Annotated in this window: 13 protein-coding genes; 8 read left to right on the top strand and 5 right to left on the bottom strand. The window is 40.6% G+C overall.

All coding sequences use genetic code 11. The features are described from left to right. Positions 1–11 precede the first annotated feature (11 nt). Together WAA15_RS10875 and WAA15_RS10870 are read right to left on the bottom strand one after the other, a co-directional pair. Positions 12–1,268 carry a YjgN family protein gene (locus WAA15_RS10875; protein ID WP_337042769.1) on the bottom strand — a complete coding sequence of 419 codons (1,257 nt, stop codon included), beginning with the start codon at positions 1,266–1,268 and terminating at the stop codon, positions 12–14. Positions 1,269–1,339: 71 nt separating this feature from the next. After that, positions 1,340–2,314 (bottom strand): KpsF/GutQ family sugar-phosphate isomerase, encoded by a 975-nt coding sequence (locus tag WAA15_RS10870; protein WP_337042768.1) that lies wholly within the window; start codon positions 2,312–2,314, stop codon positions 1,340–1,342. A 484-nt stretch (positions 2,315–2,798) separates the two neighbouring features. Here WAA15_RS10870 and WAA15_RS10865 point away from each other — a divergent pair, with 484 nt between their 5' ends. Then, the gene (locus WAA15_RS10865; protein ID WP_337042767.1) at positions 2,799–5,177 is read left to right on the top strand and encodes a RecQ family ATP-dependent DNA helicase; all 2,379 of its coding nucleotides are present in this window, start codon (positions 2,799–2,801) and stop codon (positions 5,175–5,177) included. A gap of 265 nt (positions 5,178–5,442) precedes the next feature. Next, complete coding sequence (locus tag WAA15_RS10860; protein ID WP_337042766.1) at positions 5,443–5,766, top strand: RNA recognition motif domain-containing protein; 324 nt, start codon at positions 5,443–5,445, stop codon at positions 5,764–5,766. Between the two features lie 170 nt (positions 5,767–5,936). Here WAA15_RS10860 and WAA15_RS10855 read toward each other — a convergent pair whose 3' ends face one another. Together WAA15_RS10855 and WAA15_RS10850 are read right to left on the bottom strand one after the other, a co-directional pair. Beyond that, on the bottom strand, positions 5,937–6,140 hold the full coding sequence (locus tag WAA15_RS10855; protein ID WP_337042765.1) for a hypothetical protein: 204 nt from the start codon (positions 6,138–6,140) through the stop codon (positions 5,937–5,939). Positions 6,141–6,286: 146 nt separating this feature from the next. Next, the gene (locus tag WAA15_RS10850; RefSeq protein ID WP_337042764.1) at positions 6,287–7,510 is read right to left on the bottom strand and encodes a 4-hydroxy-3-methylbut-2-enyl diphosphate reductase; all 1,224 of its coding nucleotides are present in this window, start codon (positions 7,508–7,510) and stop codon (positions 6,287–6,289) included. Between the two features lie 193 nt (positions 7,511–7,703). Here WAA15_RS10850 and WAA15_RS10845 point away from each other — a divergent pair, with 193 nt between their 5' ends. The 3 genes from WAA15_RS10845 to WAA15_RS10835 all read left to right on the top strand — a co-directional run bounded on the left by WAA15_RS10845 (position 7,704) and on the right by WAA15_RS10835 (position 12,591). Continuing rightward, positions 7,704–9,410, top strand: coding sequence for a capsule assembly Wzi family protein (locus WAA15_RS10845; protein ID WP_337042763.1), 1,707 nt, complete (start codon positions 7,704–7,706; stop codon positions 9,408–9,410). Positions 9,411–9,520: 110 nt separating this feature from the next. After that, a complete protein-coding gene (locus tag WAA15_RS10840; protein ID WP_337042762.1) occupies positions 9,521–11,914 on the top strand; it encodes a TonB-dependent receptor in 2,394 nt (797 codons plus the stop codon). A 116-nt stretch (positions 11,915–12,030) separates the two neighbouring features. Continuing rightward, a complete protein-coding gene (locus WAA15_RS10835) occupies positions 12,031–12,591 on the top strand; it encodes a hypothetical protein (protein ID WP_337042761.1) in 561 nt (186 codons plus the stop codon). A 52-nt stretch (positions 12,592–12,643) separates the two neighbouring features. Here the strand turns inward: WAA15_RS10835 and WAA15_RS10830 are convergent, their stop codons facing one another. Next, positions 12,644–13,651: a LacI family DNA-binding transcriptional regulator gene (locus WAA15_RS10830; protein WP_337042760.1), complete on the bottom strand. Its 1,008-nt coding sequence runs from the start codon at positions 13,649–13,651 to the stop codon at positions 12,644–12,646. Between the two features lie 263 nt (positions 13,652–13,914). Here WAA15_RS10830 and WAA15_RS10825 point away from each other — a divergent pair, with 263 nt between their 5' ends. The 3 genes from WAA15_RS10825 to WAA15_RS10815 all read left to right on the top strand — a co-directional run bounded on the left by WAA15_RS10825 (position 13,915) and on the right by WAA15_RS10815 (position 16,820). Continuing rightward, on the top strand, positions 13,915–14,679 hold the full coding sequence (locus tag WAA15_RS10825) for an SDR family oxidoreductase (protein WP_337042888.1): 765 nt from the start codon (positions 13,915–13,917) through the stop codon (positions 14,677–14,679). Between the two features lie 54 nt (positions 14,680–14,733). Beyond that, the gene (gene kduI / locus WAA15_RS10820) at positions 14,734–15,564 is read left to right on the top strand and encodes a 5-dehydro-4-deoxy-D-glucuronate isomerase (protein ID WP_337042887.1); all 831 of its coding nucleotides are present in this window, start codon (positions 14,734–14,736) and stop codon (positions 15,562–15,564) included. A gap of 83 nt (positions 15,565–15,647) precedes the next feature. After that, positions 15,648–16,820 carry a glycoside hydrolase family 88 protein gene (locus tag WAA15_RS10815; RefSeq protein ID WP_337042759.1) on the top strand — a complete coding sequence of 391 codons (1,173 nt, stop codon included), beginning with the start codon at positions 15,648–15,650 and terminating at the stop codon, positions 16,818–16,820. Positions 16,821–17,088 lie beyond the last annotated feature (268 nt).

Here is a 17,088-nt window from a genome sequence, read left to right as displayed (position 1 = left end):
ATAGAGTATTATCAAGCCAAGTCGATGTCTAGCCAATCGCCAATATCCTCTCCGGTTGCATCACGGTAGTCACTTTCTGTTTGTACCAGTAAATTGGGGTCAAAGGTTCCTTCAATGGCTAATCTTGGCATAATGAAATTCAGGGTTCTGATTTCTACAAATGGTGTAGCAATACCCAATGTAAAAATAGTTATTAAAACATTGGTTACACTCAGTATAAACAAATCGACAATAGTGAGGTCAAGGGTTACTTCGTGCCATTGGCCATTTTGCCATATTTTAGTGTTATCTACATAAAACTGAAATACTTCTCTCTGACGCATCACAGTCACCAATACAAACAAGAAAATTAACAGGAAGTATCTGCTAGTAAAATAAACTATTTTCGCATAATCAGGCAGAAAAATCCACTCTTCAGCTTCACCTGTGCCTATTACTGCTCCGATTGCCAGAGAACCTAAAAACAAAAAAGCAAAATATTTAAGTTTAATAAGAAACAAGTCGGTACCTCGCCCTGTAAAGGCAAATTCGACGTTACCGAAACGGAGATTTTCCGTTACATATCTTCGTAAGTCAACTTGTAACCATGAAAAATATATACCGAGCGTAAAAATTGAGAATAATACGCCTAAAAAGAATCTTCCGATTAGTTCGCTGAGTTGCCCATGATACCCAAAGAATATGCCTCTCCAGGAAGTTCTGGAAAAACGGTATTTTACGGTACCATGCAAAGCCAGCGGATAGATAATTACAAGTAATCCATAGAATAAAAATATGCCAAGCGTAAATCTTAAACCTAGCGGCATAAAAACGAAAATCAGCCCGCCTAATAACAAAAAACCAATTAGCTTGATATATCCTATAAATATCTCTTTACCTGTTCCATGAAAAGTAAAGCGACTATTGGCAAACTCGGTTTGCTCATATAGGTAACGTAGCTTGGCAGCTTTTGCCCACGGATAATAGAAGTTAAACGTTAATAAGCGCAGAATAAAGTTAACTAACTGAATCACAAAAAACTTTGTTCCTTCACCGTGGAAAGATAACTTCCAGTATTCTCTGGGTTGTTCGGCGGCCGTTACCGCTGGCTTGGTAGGTTCACTGGGTGGCGCTACGGTTTCCGTAGAGATGCTTTCGGTAGTTTGGCTGGGTTTACTGAGATTAATTACGTTTTCAGGAGTTTCAGCAGCAGTACTTTCGTTAGGCACAGGTGTAGACTCTCCAGTGGTTGATTCCAGCGGAGTCTCTTCTGGTAAATTGGTTGTCATTTTTAGTCGGTTTTATTATTTTTAAGGTAAGTGTTAGATTCTCTGCTTAAATATATAATATATTTTTATATCTATAACAATCCCTCTTTCAATAAGTCGTGCAAATGTACAAACCCTAATAGTTTGGAGTCTTCTACCACTACCAGTTGAGTAATGTTTTTTTCCTGCATCAGAGCCAGGGCTGTTGCGGCGTAGTCGTCAGGGCTTATTGTTTTAGGCGAGCTTGTCATGATGTGCTGAGCCTTCAGGGTAGCAAAATCAGGTTGTTTGTTTAACATCCGGCGTAAGTCACCATCGGTTATAATACCCAAAAGCGTATCGGTTTCGTCAGTTACGGCAGTAGCTCCGAGCCGTTTCGAGGTCATTTCCAGAATAACCTCATTCAAACTTGCCTGTGCGCCCACTCTAGGCAATTCGTTGTTGGGGTATAGGTCGCTTACTTTCAGGTACATTTTTTTACCGAGGCTTCCTCCGGGGTGGTATTTAGCAAAGTCTCTACTGGTAAAACCCCGCATTTCAAGCAAGCATATAGCCAGCGCATCGCCCAGAGCCAATGCGGCAGTAGTTGAGGTAGTAGGAGCCAGATTAAGCGGGCAGGCTTCTCTATCAACGTGTGCATTCAAAATAAAATCGGCGTGTGTAGCCAGATACGACCGCTCGTTGCTAACCATCGCTATCATTACGTTGCCGTGCATTTTAAGCAAAGGCACCAGCACTTTAATTTCGGGGGTATCGCCACTTTTGGAAATACACAAAACGATGTCTTCCTTCTGAATCATGCCCAAATCGCCATGAATAGCGTCTGCGGCGTGCATAAATAAGGCAGGTGTACCCGTAGAGTTCATGGTGGCTACAATTTTTTGCCCTATAATTGCACTTTTGCCTATTCCGGTTATGACCAATCGGCCCTTACAAGCCAGAATTGCTTCTGCACATAATTCAAATTGTTCATTAATATAATTTTTCAAAGAAAGTATTGCTTCCGCCTCATCTTGCAGAACTTTTTTCGCTACGCTTTGTAAATTTTTTTCTAACTTCGTCTTCACTTTTCTTTATCAGATATTTTAGAGGCAAAAGTAATGCTTGTTAAGCACGCTGCCAAAGATTAGTACCAATTGGGGCATAAAAACCCTGCTTATATCCAGAAACTTAGTCACAACAAAACAATTTATTAAACCACTATATGTATCTATTTAAAAAAAACCGAAGCAAAAATTTGCAAAAAGCAAGTAAAAAAATAGTATCTTAGCAACAGGCTTAAGCCGTTAATCGAACTTTTGTAGTATCTATCGCTAAGGCGAGACATCGCTACGGCAAGTATAAGTATCAGGATTTTCTAACTGTTGTTTACAAGATTACCACAGAGACCTATTGTTTTACTTATTATTTATAGCCGCGGCAAAATATCTCTACAGCGAAAAAATATTTGATAAACTGTTTCATGTTGAAACAGCTAACATAAAATTGCCAGATACTTATATTCCAGTTAATATATAATTAGTAAATTTTCCGTACAGCAATTTTGCGTTTATGGTAGAACCAATTATTAAACAATCATTAAAGGAAAAACTCAAAGAAATTTTTGGTTTTGATGCTTTTCGTGGTGAGCAGGAAGGGATAATCAATAACATAGTGTCTGGTCAGAACACTTTTGTGATTATGCCCACAGGAGCCGGGAAATCGCTTTGTTATCAGCTACCAGCTATGGTACTTGAAGGCACTGCTATTGTGATTTCGCCGCTTATTGCCTTAATGAAAAACCAAGTTGACCAGATGACTGCCTTCGGCATTAATGCCCAGTTTCTGAACTCGACCCTCAATAAGGCCGAAATGACCAAAGTAAAAAACGATGTATTGAACGGGGAGTGTCGCCTGCTTTATATTGCGCCGGAATCGCTTACCAAAGAAGATAACCTTACTTTTTTGCAGAAAGCGAAACTTTCTTTTGTTGCCGTTGATGAAGCTCACTGTATTTCAGAATGGGGGCATGATTTCCGGCCTGAATACCGCCGAATCAGAGGTATTATTGATGACATCAACCCGAATTTACCTGTTATTGCGCTTACAGCTACTGCCACCCCAAAGGTGCAGCAAGACATAAAGAAAAACCTTAACATGGACGAGGCGATGGTGTTTAAATCATCGTTCAACAGAAAGAATCTTTATTACGAAATTCGTCCGAAAATTGATTCTAAAAAACAACTCATTCGCTATATTCTTAATAATAAAGGCAAATCTGGTATTGTATACTGCCTGAGCCGTAAAAAAGTAGAAGAAATTGCTAATTTGTTGAGCGTTAACGGTATTAAAGCATTGCATTACCATGCAGGGCTTGACGCCGACACACGTATGAAGAATCAGGATGCCTTCCTGAACGAAGAAGCCGATGTAATTGTAGCAACCATTGCTTTCGGAATGGGTATTGATAAACCCGATGTTCGCTTTGTGATTCACTACGACGCGCCAAAATCGTTAGAAGGGTATTATCAGGAAACAGGAAGAGCCGGCCGCGATGGGCTGGAAGGAAACTGCCTGATGTTTTATAGCTTCGATGATATTCTGAAACTAGAGAAGTTCAACAAAGATAAAACCGTTACCGAGCGCGACAACGCCAAAGCTCTGCTGATGGAAATGGTGGCTTATTCAAATCTGGGTATTTGCCGCCGCCGCCAGTTACTGAGCTATTTTGGCGAGTACATGGAAAAGGACTGCGGTTTTTGTGATAACTGTCTTAAACCAACCAAGAAGTTTAAAATAGAAGATGAAGCCGTACTGGCTCTGAAGGCTATTCAACAGATAGGTGAAAGGTTTGATATTCAGCATATTGCCGACGTATTAACAGCCAATACTTCAAACCCTTATATCCGTAGCTATGAACACGACAAACTTGAAGTGTATGGCAAAGGAAAAGGAATGTTTGTAGATGCCGACGAAGAGGATGACGACGACGAAGAAGAGGAAGAATTAGATATCATTAGCGATGATGAAGGAGATGAGGATGACGACGCACCAGTAGCAACCAAAAGCCCTTTGCAGTCGCCTAAAAAAGTCGAAAAACCAGCTAAGAAGTCGGATGCCAAGAAAACACCAAACGATTACTGGGTATCGATTCTACGCCAGATGATGGTGTTGGGTTATCTGGAAAAAGATATTGAAAATGCTTACGGTGTAGTTAAACTTACCGAAAAAGGAAAGAATTTCATACCTGATTCTTACCCGATTACTATTTCGGAAGACCATAACTACGAAAATACCGAAAGTAGCGACGACGACGACGTACAAATGAACAGCGGGCCATCGGGCGGTGGTGGAGCGTTCGACTCTGCGTTGTTTGAATTGCTCAAGGCGCTTCGCAAGAAAATAGCCAAAGATAAAAATGTACCACCTTATGTGGTTTTTCAGGACCCTTCTCTGGAAGAAATGGCTACTACTTACCCAACTACCTCGCAGGATTTGGCTCAAATCAATGGCGTAGGGTTAGGGAAAGTACAAAAATTCGGGAAGCCTTTTCTGGAATTGATTTCAAAATATGTAGAAGAAAACGAAATCGAAACCACTCAGGATTTAGTAGTTAAGTCGGCTGTTAATAAATCGAAAATAAAGATTTTTATTATTCAGCAGATTGACCGCAAAATTGATCTGGATGAAATTGCTGAATCGAAAGATTTAACAATGACCGAACTCATGGAAGAAATTGAGCATATATGCTATTCAGGTACGCGTCTTAACCTTGATTATTATATTAATCAGGTAATTGATGAGGAACATCAGGATATTATTTATGAGTATTTCATGAGTGCCGAGACCGACAATATTCGTGCGGCTCAGAAAAATTTTGATGGCGAAGACATCACCGAAGAAGAATTACGTTTAATGCGTATTAAATTCTTGTCGGAAATGGCCAATTAATTTATTACCTTTGACGCAAACATTTGCAACATCAGCCAGCGAGGCCATGTATAATACAACAAAATCATAGAAAAGTGTGAACAGCACAGTAATGTGCTTCACACTTTTTTATTTTATTACCATTCTGAAAATTGGTTTATAAGCCGTAATTTTGGGAGTAAAATGCTGTAAAGAAGGCGAAAATGTGGTACAAATAGTTTTATTATCGTTTAGTTTAAATAATTATTATTAAATACAATTTATCAATCAAATCATACAAGTTACCATGAATATTTTCGTTGGAAGTCTCCCCTTCAGATTGGAAGAAAGTGAATTAAAGCAATATTTTGAAGAATACGGTGAAGTAAGTTCTGTAAAAATTATTACTGATAAAGTCACTGGGAGAAGCAAAGGCTTCGCCTTTGTAGAAATGCCTGACAATGCAGCGGCTCAAAAAGCTATCAGCAAATTAAATGGCTCAGATATCGGCGGCCGTACTGCCGTAGTTAACCAAGCCGAAGAAAGAAGAGAAAGACCATCAGGTGGTGGTGGCGGTTTCAACCGTGGCGGTGGAGATTACAACCGCGGTGGCGGCGGACGCCGGTACTAATAAAGTACTAAATAACCTTCCTCAGACACATTTCCTGATACATTCGGGGAATCGAGCTTCCATTACTCATGGTGTGCCTGGGTTTCTTTTTCATTAAATTTTGAATAGAACGTTTCTGATATAGAAGTGAAAACAATAAAAAAGCCTCTCAGGTTATGAGAGGCTTTTTTCTATACACTTACTTGTGTCCGGCGGAAAGTTTTGTTGAGTATCCCTCTGTAAATACTTCCGAACTTTTCATAACACCACTTTTTCAGTTCGCGTATTTCTCGGAAGGACAATAGTTTTAACGATTTTTTTAATTCTTTTTCAAACAAACTACTTTCAAAACTTACTTTTTCCAGGATTAATTTTACATAGTCTAACATTTTCATAAACATCATTAGTTGGCTAGAATGGGTTATAAAATGACTAGTAGATTGTAAATTTACCAAATATTTTTTTAATAAAAACAAGAAAAAATTTAATTTTTTATTAAAAAAATATTAATAAATATAAAGTTGCTTATCAGCCCCCTTTACTAATTTAACGCCTCTAATACTTCTGATATTTCTTTTGTATTATTAAAAAAAGATGAAATCTTCAGCAGTACCGCTTCCATGGTGGCATCGGGGCAAGAAGCCCCACAAGTAAGTAAAATTGTTGTTTTTTCCTGCTCAGGAATAAACGCTGACGTTACCTCTTGCCTGCTATGGAGGTCATAATGCTGAATAAGGTTTTTATCCAGAATTTTATCCTGTGACTTTATAAAATACGTTGGCAATTGCTCTTCACAAAGTTCTACCAGATGCGAAGTATTAGAACTATTATACCCCCCTACTACTACGGCAAAATCGGCTTTGTGTTTTAGTAGTGCATAAGTAGCTTCTTGATTATCATTTGTAGCATAGCACAGGGTATCACGGGTATTAGCAAAATGTTTCTCTGTCTGCTGAGGTTGTAGCTGGTAGTAATCAACAATGATTTGTTTCAGGTAATCGGCTATGGCCTGAGTATCCGAAGCCAGCATGGTTGTCTGATTTACTACGCCAATGCGTACAAGGTCTTTGTCAGGGTCAAAGTCTTTTGAGTAGCGTCCGGCAAAATCCTGATAAAATTGTGCTTTGGGCAAACTTCTGGTTATGTATCGGGCCAGCAGTTTGGCTTCTTCCATGTCGTTTACTACTACTGTTGGGGCGTTTTCTTTACTGTGCGAAAAAGTAGCCCTTGTTTCTTCGTGCGTTGGTTTACCGTGTACTATAATACTGTATCCGCGTTCTCCTATTTGTTGCGCCCTGTTCCATACTTTTTCTACAAACGGGCAGGTAGTATCATATTTATAGGGGTCAATCTGTAATGCTTCAAGTTGTTGCTGAATCTCCAGTGTAGTGCCAAAAGCCGGTACAATTACGGCATCGTTGGGGGTTAGTTCGTTCCAGTCAATTAGCTGATTCCCTTTGGTATCCATCAGAAACTTTACTCCCTGCGATTGTAAATCGGCATTTACGTCAGGGTTATGAATCATTTCGCTTAACAGAAATATACGTTTATCAGGGTTTTCGCTGATGGTTCTGTAAGCAATTTCAACCGCATTTTCTACTCCGTAACAAAAACCAAAATGACGCGCAATCAGAAAAGTAACAGGCCCCAAATCAAGCACCGTCGGCGAAAAATCTTTTTTCAGGCGGTCTTTTGTGCGGCGTAGCTCTTTGATTCTCCCGATAATGTTGCTTTTATAAATTTCTGGAATAACAAACGATTTCATGAGGAATATTAAGTGTTAAAACTGATGATTTTCTACAAATATGCTGCAAGGTGCACCATGTTTGTATCGATTAAGGAGTATCTGCCACATTAAATTTTACAAATTTACAATATGTATAAAATAAAATACAGAATTATCTGTATTTTCGCACTTACTAGCCTCTACCCAAGTAAAATAACATATTTTGATGCGTTTGAGTTTTATCTTTTTTCTGGGAGTAATATTTTTTAAGTCTTCGGGCCAAAGTACTTTTACTCCGATGAATGGCGATTATCTACATTATATAGAGCGCTATGAAATTAAAAGTGGTAAATTGTCAGATAAGTTTTATAGTAATGTAAAACCCATTGGCCGCAAAGATTTGGTAGAATTAAGTCTTAATCTGGAAAAAGACTCTTTATCTCGCCTTTCGTCTGTTGACCTTTTTAACCTGATGTATTTGCAGAATGATAGCTGGGAATGGCTGGCTGATAATTCTCCTAACGGCCTGAGTGAAGCAAAGGCCATTCAGAATAATACCCGAAAACCTTTTCTTAAATATTTTCTCCAAAAGAAATCAGATTTTTATTATCACCACAACGAAGATTTTGATATACATATCAGCCCGATTCTACATTTTGCCTATGGCAACGATAATCTGACCAACAACGCCCCCTATACCAATACCAGAGGGATTGAAATCAGAGGAATGTTAAATAAAAAGCTGGGCTTTTATTCAATGTTTACTGAAAACCAGATTGCTTACCCTGCCTATGTACGAGATTATGCCCGCCTTTACGACGGTTTCCCGTATGAAGGCTTTACCAAAGTAATGAATTCAGACTCTACCCGACTAGTGGCTGATTTTTTCTCGGCAAGAGGTTACATTACCTTTAACGTTTTGAAGAATCTGACTTTTCAGTTCGGGCATGACAAAAACTTTATAGGTTCGGGTATTCGTTCCATGATTTTGTCCGACTTCTCGGCACCGTATCTGCATCTGAAAGCCATTACGCAAGTTGGCAGGTTTCAATACATCAATATTTTTGCACAAGCCATCAATAAACAGGTTCCGGTGGCAGCCGATGGTACTGAGCAAAGGCCCCCAAAATACTTTACGTTTCATCACCTGAGTGCAAACATTACTAAAAATCTGAATATTGGTTTGTTTGAAACCATTGTTTTTGGTCAGCGCAAAATCGGGTTTGATATTAACTACCTGAACCCCGTTATTTTTTACCGTTATGTAGAAGGAAATCTGGGAAGTGTTGATAACTCAATTGTAGGGATGGATTTTAAATACAATTTCCTACGGAGCTTTTCGCTTTACGGGCAATTGGTACTTGATGAGTTTAACCTGAAACATTTTAAGCAAAAAGGCTGGTGGGCTACCAAATACTCTACCCAGATTGGCGCGCGCTATATAGATGCCTTAGGTATCAGAAATCTTGACTTACAGGCCGAATATAATTTGGCACGACCTTACACATATAGCCATAACTCAACTTATAGTAATTATGTAAATTATAATATGCCTCTGGCGCATCCGTTGGGGTCAAATTTTAAGGAGTTTTTGTTTATTGCCCGTTATCAGCCACTCAACCGCCTGACATTTACCTATAACCTAATGCTGGCCAAACATGGCGAAGATGCCGGAGCCATTAACTGGGGCGGGAACATCCAACGTAATTATAACCTAATGCGCCCGGGCGAATACAATAACTTTATTGGGCAAGGTAATACGGCTAATATACAGTTAATGGATATAGGCGCGTCTTATATGCTGGGGCATAATTTGTTTATTGATGCCAGTTTTACGAACAGAAAGCTACAATATGTAAACACCTCACAAACAATTAATAATCGGGTGTTATCGCTAGGTGTGCGTTGGAACATAGGCAAAAGACAACTACTTTTTTAGTATTTTCATCTACTTTTAATGTTATTTTCGTGGCATAACCAGCTTTTTTCATAATTTTGCAATATAGTTGCATTTAATAATCATGATACCCAAGTTGTATCATTTAGCTTATGAAAAAAAGTCTGTTTATATTTTTTAGTCTACTCTGTTTCTCTGCCGCTGCACAAACAAAAGAAGAAATACCCACTACAAGTTCGCATTGTGACTGCTTTATTCAGGGGGTAGTGCGCGACAACACCACTAAGGAGCCTATCGTTGGGGCGGTAGTAGTAATTAAAGAGCAAAATAAAGGGGCAACCACCGATATTAACGGCCGCTACCGCATTGCTAATCTTTGTCAGGGAACTTACACCCTCATTGGGCGTATTGTTGGTTATCAGGAAAAAAGCTATACCATCAAACTCGAACACGGAGCCGAACAGGATATAAAACTAACCGAGAACGAACTGCATCTGGCTAATGTGGATATTAAGGCCGAAAAGATTGACAACCTTACACAAACCAAAAATGTGCTTTCGGATGCGGCTCTTGACCAGACAAGAGGGCAGTCATTAGGCGATGCCTTGAAACAGATTTCGGGCGTAACTACCTTGCAAACAGGTAGTTCAATTGCCAAGCCTGTTATTCATGGCATGCACTCAAATCGGGTTTTGATTATGAATAACGGGGTAAGGCAGGAAGGCCAGCAATGGGGCAGCGAACACGCACCGGAAATTGACCCCTTTGTTGCCAAAAAAATAACTGTTCTGAAAGGGGCTGCCGGCGTAAGATATGGCTCTGATGCTATTGCCGGTGTAATTATGCTAGAACCAGAACCCCTGCCCGACTCTAGCAGCATAGGTGGCGAAGTAAATACAGTTTACTTTACTAATGGCAATCAGGTAGTAAGTTCGGGCATAATTCAGGGCGGAATCGGCTTTAAAAAAGCAACTATTCCTCAATCAGTCGGGTATCGGGCGCAAGGCACTTTTAAACGAGGTGGCGATATAACTACCCCCGATTATCGATTAGCCAATACAGGGGTATCTGAGATAAATTTTTCGTTATCGGCCAATTACAAACGGCGCAATTGGCAAACAGAAGTTTTCTTTAGCCAGTTTAACACCAAAATAGGCGTATTTTCGGGGTCACATATTGGCAATGTAACCGACCTCATTGAAGCATTGCAACGAGGTAAACCCTTGAGTGTTTACACGCCCGAACAATTTACTTATACTATTGGCAGGCCGTATCAGGATGTTCAGCATAATTTACTGAAGCTAAAAAGTTCTAACCAGTTCCGTACCGGAAAATTATCCCTCACGCTAGGGCGGCAGTATGACTTCAGAAAGGAAGTAGACATTTTAAGAGGGGATAAAAATCTGGTTCAGATTTTTCAGCTAACTACCTACACAGGCGAGCTGCTTTTTGAACATAAAGCCCTTTATAAACTTTTAACAGGTTCGATCGGGATTAACGGGAATTTCCAGCAGAATCTTACCACAGGCACCTTGCGTGAACCTCGTTCGTCAACAGTGCTTATTCCTAATTTCCTGAACTGGACGGGGGGTATCTTTCTGATTGAACGACTCGTAAGAAGCCATTGGGAGATAGAAGGAGGCATGAGGTATGATTTCAGAAATCTGGATGTATACCGGATTCCGCGTGGGCAACAGGCTGTTATAGAAAACAATAAGCAGAACGAGAATTTTACTGGTACACTGGGTGTTAATTTCCGCCCTAATGCCCAATGGAATTTTCTGTTTAATGCAACTTCTGCATGGCGTGCACCCACAGTTAATGAATTATACAGCGATGGTGTACACCACGGAGCCGCCAGCTATGAAAAAGGCGACGAAAACCTGAATCCTGAGGTTGCTACTAATTTTTCGTTTACAACCAACTACGTTTCAAAACTGGTACAACTAGAACTACATTTGTATCATAATTATATCCGAAACTTTATCTTTTTGTCGCCTACGGGGCGCCCTACCCTTACGGTGCGAGGGGCTTTTCCTGAGTTCTGGTATACACAAACCAATGCCCGTTTCAGCGGGGCCGACTTAAGCGGTATTTTTCAGCTACAAAAACATATTTCACTTAACTCGAAGGTTTCATACTTGCAGGCACAAGATATTACCCATGCACAGCCGCTTATTATGATAGCTCCTAACCGCTGGGAAAATACCTTGCATTTTGACTGGAAAAAAAGTGGTGTTTCATTAACAAACCTCTATGTAGCTAAACAAAACAGGGTGCCAACCAAAGTGATTTTTAAGGATATTCCGGCTAATGAAATTATTTTTAATCAGTACGGAGGCGATTTTGCTCCCCCACCTCCGGCTTATATGCTTTGGTCGGCGGCGTTTACACAACAATTGCGCGTAAATCGGCAACCTCTTAGTTTATCGCTAACGGTTACTAATTTGCTTAATACTACTTACCGCGATTACCTGAATAGGTTCAGGTATTTTGCCGATGAAATGGGCCGAAATTTTGTAATAAGGGCTAAATACGTGTTTTAATTAAGGACTTTTTAACGTCAAATTAATTTTTGCAATATTGTTGCGTAATTAAACACAGACTTTTATATTTGCACCATTGTTGCAAATATAAACTCATTGTTTAAATTTTAAATCCCATGCAAAGAAATCGTATTTTACTTTTGGGCAGCCTTACATTAGGAATGTTGTTTTCGATGACAGCCTGTAAAAAAGAATCAGTAGACGTTGAAGAAGAAAATGAAATTATTACTACCGTAAAGCTAAACTTTACGGCAGGTGGTACTACTCAGAGCTTTGTTTTTAATGACCCTGACGGCGACGGCGGTAATGCACCTCTTAAATTTGATAACATAAGTTTAAAAGCTAATACCACTTATACACTTACAGTAGAGTTGATGGATGAGTCGAAGAATCCTGCGCAAGATATTACAAAAGAAGTACAGACCGAAAGCGACGAACACTTGTTTGTGTTTACTCCTTCGCCTTCAAACCTGCTTACATATACCTATGGCGATAAAGATGCGCGGAATCTCCCAATTGGCTTAACCGGAACCGTAAAAACCGGAGCTGCGGGCAGCGGTAAATTAAAAGTACAGTTGCGCCACCAACCGCCAATTAATGGGAAAGATGTAAAAGACGGCACCCCTACTCCGGGTAGTGATGACGTAAACCTTGATTTTAATCTGTCAGTACAGTAAATACAATTTAGTTTAGGAATAACAAAACCACAGGCTTATTGCTTGTGGTTTTTTATTGTGACGACTCGCGCAGGTTTACCTCAGTAGGTATTTTAATGGTTTTTACCGCAGCGTTCATCCGCTTGTTTTCGATGGTATCGAGCAATATTTCTACGGCTGTTTTACCTATTTCAAAAGCGGGCTGCACCACGGTGCTTAAAGGAGGGTCGAGCAAATGAGCAACTCCAAGATTTGTAAAGCCAATAAAGGCTACTTGCTTAGGTATGGCTATGCCTTTAGCTTTTACAGCTGCAAAACTATCAAGCGCAAGGCGGTCGCTGGCAGTAAAAATGGCATCAGGCTTTTGGGTGTCAAGTACTTCAAAAATTACCTGCCGAGCTTCTTCGGGTTCAAACCCGCAGTATCTCACAAGGTTTTGGTCATAGGGCAAATGGTATTTTTCCAGCGCAGCTTTATATCCTGCAAGCCTTTCATGTGTGGTTGATAATAACGATGGGCTTGTAATATGCGCAATACGTTTTCTGCCTGAAACAATCAGGTGTTCTGTTGCCTGGAAGGCCCCCTGAAAATTATCGGCTACTACTTTGTTTACCTCTATCTGCGCCGATACCCTGTCAAATACAACAAGTGGTACACCTTTTGCCTGAATCGCCAGTAAATGGCTTACGTCGGTCGTTTGCCCCGACAATGAAATCAACAAGCCATCAACCTTGCGGTCTATGAGGTGTTGCACGTTTTCTACCTCACGGCCATACAACTCGTGGCTCTGGAAAATCACAACATGATACCCCCTGTTATAAGCAACAGCTTCAATACCATTGATGGCCTGAGAGAAAAAATTATTGGCTATCTCGGGCACTACTACCCCTATGGCTCGGCTTCTGTTTTCTTTCAGGCTCAGGGCAATAGGATTAGGGCGGTAATTCATCTTCTCAGCATATTCCAACACCAGTTTTTTAGTTTCCTGATTAATTTCATAGCTTCCCCTTAAAGCTCTCGAAACCGTAGAGGTAGAAAGATTCAGGGCCTTAGCAATGTCTTTGATGGTTATCGCTTCCAAGATTAATAAAAAAGTACAATTTCATAAAATAACTGCCAGTACTCAGAAGTACCTCGGCAGCTACGAATAACAACCAAAGATATTAAAATTATTGTAACCAGTATAAGAGATGATATTTTTTGGTAACGTTCCCGATAACGATTGCATAAATAAAGTCAATTATTTATTTGTTTCTGGCTGTATTACATTTGCATCTTAGCGTGTACATTTGAGGGCTTACTCTGAAAGAGTACAGCGGTTCATCTTAGAATTTTCCTATTCAACTGAATAAAATGTTTAGTCTCTCGGGTAAAATAGCACTTGTTACAGGCTGTAACAAAGGTATAGGTAAAGCAATAGCCATTGGGCTTGCCGAGGCCGGAGCCGATATTATTGGGGTATCGGCCACAATTGAGTTAACCAATAGTGCGGTTGAAATAGCCGTTAAAAACTTACAGCGCAATTTCAAGGCATATCAGGCCGACTTCAGCAATCGCCAGAGCCTGTATGGATTTATTGAACAGGTGAAGGCCGACTACCCACGCATTGATATTCTGGTAAATAATGCCGGAACCATTATGCGCAAACCTGCCGCCGAACACCCCGACGAATACTGGGACACTGTGATGGCAATTAACCTTGATTCACAGTTTATTCTGGCACGGGAAATTGGCAAGGTTATGCTGGCACAACAATCGGGTAAGATAATCTTTACGGCTTCGTTGCTCACCTTTCAGGGCGGAATTAACGTGCCCGGATATGCCGCCAGTAAAGCCGCTATCGGTAGCCTCATAAAAGCACTTGCCAACGAATGGGCATCGAAGGGTATTAATGTAAATGGCATTGCCCCCGGCTACATTGCTACCGATAATACCGAAGCCCTAAGAAATGACCCCGACAGAAGCGCATCGATTCTTGGCCGAATTCCTGCCGGACGCTGGGGCGAACCCGAAGACTTTAAAGGTCCTGCTATATTTTTGGCTTCGGATGCGGCCAGTTATGTGCATGGCACTATTTTAACCGTAGATGGCGGCTGGATGGGCCGTTGATAAATAATCTGGATTTAGTTCATTAAATATAAATGCCCTATGGGCTTAAAAGTTATGCAAGTAAGATACGAAAATAGTCCGAAGGAAACGGCTGGTATGGATACCACCGAACTAAGAAATAATTTTCTGGTTGAAACTCTTTTTACACCCGACCAGTTGCACCTTGTTTATTCACACTATGACCGTATGGTGCTGGGTGGAATTATGCCTAAAAATGAGGCAATTGTTTTGGATACTTATGACGAATTAAAAGCCGATTTTTTTCTGGAAAGACGAGAATTAGGCATTATAAACGTGGCAGGTGATGGAAAGATACACGTTGACGGGCAAACCTTTGCTGTAAACAAGCTCGATTGCCTCTATGTAGGCAGAGGAGCCAAAAAAGTGAGTTTTGAAAGCACAAACGCCGATACCCCCGCCAAGTATTTTATTCTTTCGGCACCTGCTCATGCTAGTTACCCTACCCGACTCATGACCAAAGAAGAGGCTTCGCCGGCTAGTATGGGTGCTATTGAAACGGCCAATCAACGGGTTATTTACAAATATATTCATGCCGATGGCATCAAAAGCTGCCAACTGGTAATGGGCCTAACGGTATTACAAACCGGAAGTGTCTGGAACACCATGCCTTCGCACACACATGACCGCCGCATGGAGGTGTACTGCTATTTTGATGTTCAGGAAAACCACGGAGTATTACACCTGATGGGGCAGCCACAACAAACACGTCATTTATGGATAAGTAATCATCAGGCTATTATTTCTCCGCCGTGGTCGGTTCATTCAGGTTGTGGAACAGCCAATTACTCTTTTATTTGGGGGATGGCCGGCGAAAACCAGTCGTTTGCTGATATGGACTTTATTGCCATTCCAGAATTACGTTAATCGGCTTGTTTTACTGGCTTTTTTCTGGTGGATTAGCATCCATCTGGTGCTTTTTATTGTGTTATCTCAACCTTTATTATATTATGAAACTATCCTCAAAACTTACCGTTATGTTCCTGTTAGGAACAATAATATCGTTCGGACAAAAAAAGATTGATGTTGCCAAAGAGTTTGCCTTTGCCGCCCAACAGTATGAGGGTATGCTGAAAAGCCACCCCGACATTACTAAAACACCACAGTCGACCAACCCCGATGGTTCACCTCGAGATATGCCTACCAGTTGGTGGTGTAGTGGTTTTTTCGGTGGGTCGCTATGGTATATTTTTGAACAAACCAAAGACCCCAAATGGAAAGAAGCCGCCGATAAATGGACAATGGCCATAGAAAAAGAAAAATACAACACTGGCACACATGATTTGGGCTTTATGCTTTACTGCCCATTTGGTAATGGATACAGGCTTACGAAAAACGAAAAATACAAAGAAATTATGCTGACGGGTGCGAAATCGCTTGCCACACGCTTCGACCCTAAAGTGGGAGTAATAAAATCATGGAACAACTGGCAGGGATATAAATATCCGGTAATTGTAGATAACATGATGAATCTTGAGTTTTTGTTCTGGGCTGCGCGTGAATCGGGCAATAAGGAGTTTTATAATATTTCGGTTACACACGCCGACAACACCCTTAAAAACCATTTCCGCCCTGATGGTAGCAGCTATCACGTAATAGCTTACGGCGAAAACGGAGAGGTATTAAAAAAAGGTACTCATCAGGGTTATGCGGCCGAATCGGCATGGGCCAGAGGCCAAGCGTGGGCATTATATGGCTATACCGATATGTACAGAGAAACCAAAGACCGGAAGTATCTGGCACAAGCCGAAAAAATAGCCGACTTCTACCTGAACCACCCGAATTTGCCTCAGGATAAAATTCCGTACTGGGATTTTAACGCTCCGAATATTCCGAATGAAGAACGTGACGCTTCTGCCGGAGCAATTACGGCCTCGGCATTGCTTGAATTAAGCACCTATGTTAATAAAGCCAAAAGCAAGGTGTATTTCAATGCTGCCGAAACCATGCTACAAAGTCTGGCAGGGCCAGCCTATAAAGCTAATCTTGGCGAAAACAACCACTTTATTCTGAAACATTCGGTAGGTGCAAAACCGTTGAAATCAGAAATCGATGTACCTCTTGTTTATGCCGATTACTATTTTCTGGAAGCCTTGTTGCGTTACCAGAAACTAAAAAAATAAATCCTCGGCAAGCCCTTTATCTAACCACCTGATAAAGGGCTTTTTTGTTTTTTTGCCTACATAAACTTCGCCCTTCTGAGACATTATTTAGTCTCCCAATCCATAATCTTCGTTTACACGTATTTATTGAACGGAATGCCCTATTCTAAACACGCAATTGCCTGAAAGCCAAGCAATAAAAAAACATTATTAATCATAAAAAATAAATTATTGAGCGGTACCAAAAAAAGTTTTTGCTTCGCTTTGGCAAAATAATTGCTACATTTTA

Origin of the sequence: Emticicia sp. 17c (assembly GCF_037153985.1) — a bacterium.
Taxonomy (GTDB): domain Bacteria; phylum Bacteroidota; class Bacteroidia; order Cytophagales; family Spirosomataceae; genus Emticicia.
The sequence above is the reverse complement of the archived record's forward strand: the minus strand, read 5'-3'. Positions and strand labels throughout refer to the sequence as shown.